Raw genomic sequence first — 4,846 nt, 5'->3', positions numbered from 1 at the left:
GGAATGATTCGGATATTGATAATGACACGATTCGTATTACTTATGTGTATGGTGAGACGCAAGGTGAAGCCTATATCAAAGATGGGATGATTTACTTTGAGTTGAACGAAACGTTTGTCGGCAATACCACATTTGAATATCAGATCACCGACGACAAAGGTGGTTTTGATAGTGCAACGGTCAACGTCATTGTTAACCCAGCGCCTAACGATGCCATCGTTAATGAGGTTCAACTGCTTTCGAATAGCGTGGAAGAAGGTAATGATCTTGCCTTTAAGGTGACGCTTGATTCCAGTGCGCTTAAAGAAACGACGCTTGATATAGACTTCGGCTTACTCGGAGACGAGGCTGGCGAGAGCGATGTTGACCTCAGTGACTTGACCTTTACCAATGGCGTCACTTACGACCAAGAAAGCGGTAAAATCACCGTTCCGGTTGGCGTTAAAGACTTTACAGTGCTGGTGCCAACAGAGAAAGATGGACTGCATGAGCTTGACGAATCGTATTCATTGCAAGTGGGCGGTGTTCAAGGCGTCAGTGCAACAGGTACTATTGAGAACGTGGATGTTGCTACGCTCTCCGTCGTATCGGAAGGGAATGTCTCTGAAGGTTCAGCCGCAAGTTTCAAAGTATCACTATCGGTACCATCGAGTGAGTCTACTGAGTTATCGATTACGACCAATGTCTCTGGTGATAACAATACCGCGGAAGAGAATGACCTTGATGGCAGCATGAAGGCTTACTTCCTTGACGACAACGATGAACCGGTTGAGTTGACCATCACTGATGGCAAAGTCATGGTTCCCCCGTTTATCACCGAGATATTTGTTAGTGTTGGCACTCAAGACAACGCAATCTTTGAAGGTTCTGAGCAATTTGAACTTATCGTCAGCAATGAAGATGGAGTCACAAGCAACCAATCTGCGAGTGCGGCAACCAATATCGTGGACGATGGTAGTGTTGATCCTGATGGTGATGGCGCTCAATTAGCCGATGATGACCGTCCAGTTGTTGAGTCGATTTCCGCCCCTATCGTTGACGAAGGGCTAGATGCGAAATTTGATGTCAAGTTAACTAACACAAGTGAATCCGTTACGCCAATTACCATGAGTTTGGTGGATGACAGCGCCCATGGCGGTAGTGATTATACAACAACACAAGTGACGGTGACTTACCATAAAAATGGAGTTGAAGTCTCTGAAACGTTGGATGTTAATAACGGCTCGTTCACGTTTGAACTTCCCGCGGATAATGACGGCTTTACGGTTACCGTTGCCACTCTAGATGATCAATACAATCCAGTTTTCGAAGGCAATGAACACTTTGAGCTCATCGTTTCAACCGAGTCTCAACAGGATGTGACATCTGGTCAAGCGACCATTCAGGATTATCAAGATAACCCACCGCAATCGGAAGATTTCGAGGTGAATGTTGGCAGTAATGGGAAAACCCAAGTCATCTTTGATACCGCTAATACGCCAATCGATGATGGCAGCAATCCTGATTCTGATCATATCTCAGACCGCGAAGATGATGTTGATAACGCCACTGATCTAAAAATTGTCATCACCGAATTACCGGAGGACGGCAAGCTTTTTTACAAAGAGGGTGACGAGTTTTTGAGATCACCGCTGAACATCTTTACTCAGGTGAAGGTGATCCAAACTATACCCAGTTTGATCCAAATTCTATTCACTATCAATCGGATGCGAATTCTGAAGGCTTTTCTTTAGGGATCAATAATCAACAAGATTCAAATCCACTTAATCAACCAGATAAAGGCGCCAGTAGCCAAGATTTTTATAATTGGGGTGAAAAGGTCGATAACACCACACGCGAATTGAAACTGAGTGACGGTGAAACCATCACTATTCGTAGTGAGGGTGGCAAATTAACCCAATACAGCGGTGACGCAAATGCACAGCATGTTGGCCATGGGATTGGTGTTGGCGGCGGTAAAGGCATTAATGAGGGTGAAAAGCTCATTGTTGAATTTGAAAGCCGTCCTGCTGATAGCATTACGCTTGGTCTTGATGGCTTAGGTGGTTACTTTGAACAAGGACTAGGATCTTCAAAAGAGTCGAGTGTTGTGATCACCGTTAACTTCGTTGGTGGGAGTCAAACCTTTGAATTTCAGAAAGACTCTTCTGGCAGTGATGAGTTATTCCATTCTATTACCATCCCATCAGTTGACTTTCCGTTACCGGAAGGCACCGAAATAGAGAGCGTAGAACTGTCGACCAGTGGTCCTGGTAACTGGGAACTGCGCTCGCTTGAAACAAGCGCAAGCGAAAGTTTTGATTATCAAGCAGTAGACAGTGATGGCAACTTCAGCGAAGAGTCAACGGTCACGCTGAACGAAAGCAATAACGCGCCGATAGCCAACGATGACCCTACCAATTTTGTTGTCAAACTCGGTTCATTCAATACAGAGAACAACTTACTTTGGTCAGACGATGGCACAACCATTACCACCAGTGCAAACAGCGATGAATCATTTGATCCGACGACGTTAAAACAAGGGGTTTCGGATGATTTAAATGGCGGCCCTGCTGGGCAGATTCAGTACAATCGTGAAACGGGCGAGTCTGAGCAGTTCATCATAACTCTTGATAAACCGGCCACGGAATTTAGTTTTACTGTCTCAAATTTATTTAAGAATGAAGGTGGGACGGGGAATCACGAACAAGGTAAATGGGTTGCCTACCTAAATGGCGTGGCGGTGGCGAGTGATACATTCACCGCCAATGATGGCAATCACCAAGGTCAGTTTGACGTTATTCTTGGCGATGATGAGAATCCAATCGCGTTCGATGAGATTATTTTTGAAGCGCAAGATTTTGTCGATGTCCCAGCCAGAGGAAATGACTCCTCTGACTATTTTGTTACGGGTTTTGAAGCTTCAAGTGATGGCGCATATGCGGTTAATCAAGGTGGCGTATTAGAAATCCCAATATCTGAACTGTTGTCGAATGATTCGGATATTGATAATGACACGATTCGTATTACTTATGTGTATGGTGAGACGCAAGGTGAAGCCTATATCAAAGATGGGATGATTTACTTTGAGTTGAACGAAACGTTTGTCGGCAATACCACATTTGAATATCAGATCACCGACGACAAAGGTGGTTTTGATAGTGCAACGGTCAACGTCATTGTTAACCCTGATCCCACGGGTGCGAAGGTAGACTCAGTCGAGTTGCTGTCAAATGATGTAGTGGAAGGTAATGACCTTGCTTTCAAAGTGTCTCTTGAGTCTAGTGCGTTAAAAGAGACGACGATGGATATGGTGTTTGGCCCTGAAAATAACTCAGATGTTGACCTAGCGAAAGTGTTCTTTACCAATGGTGTTACCTTTGATGAGACGAGTGGGACGATCACTATTCCGGTTGGAGTGAAAGACTTTACAGTACTGGTTCCAACGCTAGATGATAGCGAAGTGGAATCAACAGAGAATTATAGTATCAGTGTCGGCGGAGTCACTGAGTCGGGTAATATTTTAGATAACGATGATAAAGCCCCAAACAACACACCGCCAAAAGCTCTTTCAATCGAGCTTGATACGGTTGGAGGTAGTCAAGAGATTAACTTCACAGAGTTAGTGTCGGACACTGAAGATGACCAAGATTCTAATAAGCATGTTGAGCTTAGAATTGAATCGGAGCCGCTATTTGGCAAGATTTACTCTCTTAATGACGATGGTAGCAGAACGGAGTTGTCGGTCGGAGATGTGATATCAGAATCCACCCGAATTCATTACGTCGTTGATCCAGAGACATTGAGCCACGAGGGTACGTTAGATAACGCAAGCCTAACCGATTCGTTTACTTACAAAGCCATCGACTCCGAAGGCCTAGAAAGCACGATTGAGTCGATAACATTATCAAGTGATAACATCAACATATCGTCGAATCCTGAGGCTATCGACCATGTCCGTATTAATCACTATGGAGATAGTGAAGAAAAAGTGCTTTGGAGTGCAGCAGCAACACATACATCTCCAGCAATAGATAACAAACCACTGGAAGGGCATAAAGAAGGACTATTTGTCGATGTCGGTGAAGGGGGGGATACGGTTTATCTCGGCTCTGGTAATGATACGATTTACCTTGGTAATAGCCATGCATCTCTGGACGAACATCAAAATCAAGAATCAAGTATTACGGATGTTCAACGCGAACTAATTAATAACTACTCTTCGGGTGCTGATGGCAAGCATTTAGAAGCAACGGATGACCGTTTTAAAGATCAAGACCCACTTAATGACTCAATGACGGAGTTTGAAGAGAACTCTGATTTAACCACCGCGAGTACTAGTACTGCGAACATCGATATTGCCCACGCAGGCGGGGGAGATGACATTGTATTTGGCGAAGGTGGAAGCGATGCCATCTTTGGTGGTTCTGGTGATGATGTTATCTATGGTGGTGCCGGGCTTGATGTATTGCGTGGCGGTACGGGTGATGACTTCATTGATGGCGGCTCTGGCAATGACATTCTCATTGGCGGTCTAGGCAATGATATTCTCACGGGTGGTGATGGCGTCGACATTTTTAAGTTTATCGATCAGGGCAATGGCATTCGTGATGGTGAAATCGACACGATTAAAGATTTCACTGCGGGTGAAGACAAGATAGATCTAAGTGAATTGCTGGACCTAGAAAGCGGAAATTCCATGGATCAGCTGTTAAGTGTAGCCTTAGAAGGGACTGACGATATTGTGTTAACGATTGATGATGGGAACTCAAGTCAGTCTATTGTCATAGAAGATGGAGGTTCTCAATATCAGCAACATATTGAAGGTGGAATTGTGAATTCCAGCGCAATTCTAAATGATTTAGAA

2 protein-coding genes are annotated in these 4,846 nt (G+C 44.4%); both read left to right on the top strand.

Features of this window, described 5'->3' with window-relative positions:
* The coding region (locus RH85_RS23070; protein ID WP_006713919.1) for an Ig-like domain-containing protein at positions 1 to 1,733 on the top strand (1,733 nt) is incomplete at its 5' end.
* 107 nt (positions 1,734 to 1,840) lie between these two features.
* Positions 1,841 to 4,846, top strand: a 3,006-nt coding sequence (locus RH85_RS23640) for an Ig-like domain-containing protein (protein WP_006713918.1), incomplete at its 3' end; no start/stop codon positions are given.

This window comes from Vibrio ichthyoenteri ATCC 700023 (assembly GCF_000222605.1).
In the GTDB taxonomy this organism is placed as follows: Bacteria; Pseudomonadota; Gammaproteobacteria; order Enterobacterales; family Vibrionaceae; genus Vibrio; species Vibrio ichthyoenteri.
Note: the sequence above shows the minus strand (reverse complement) of the source record. Positions and strands in the feature narration are given on the sequence as shown.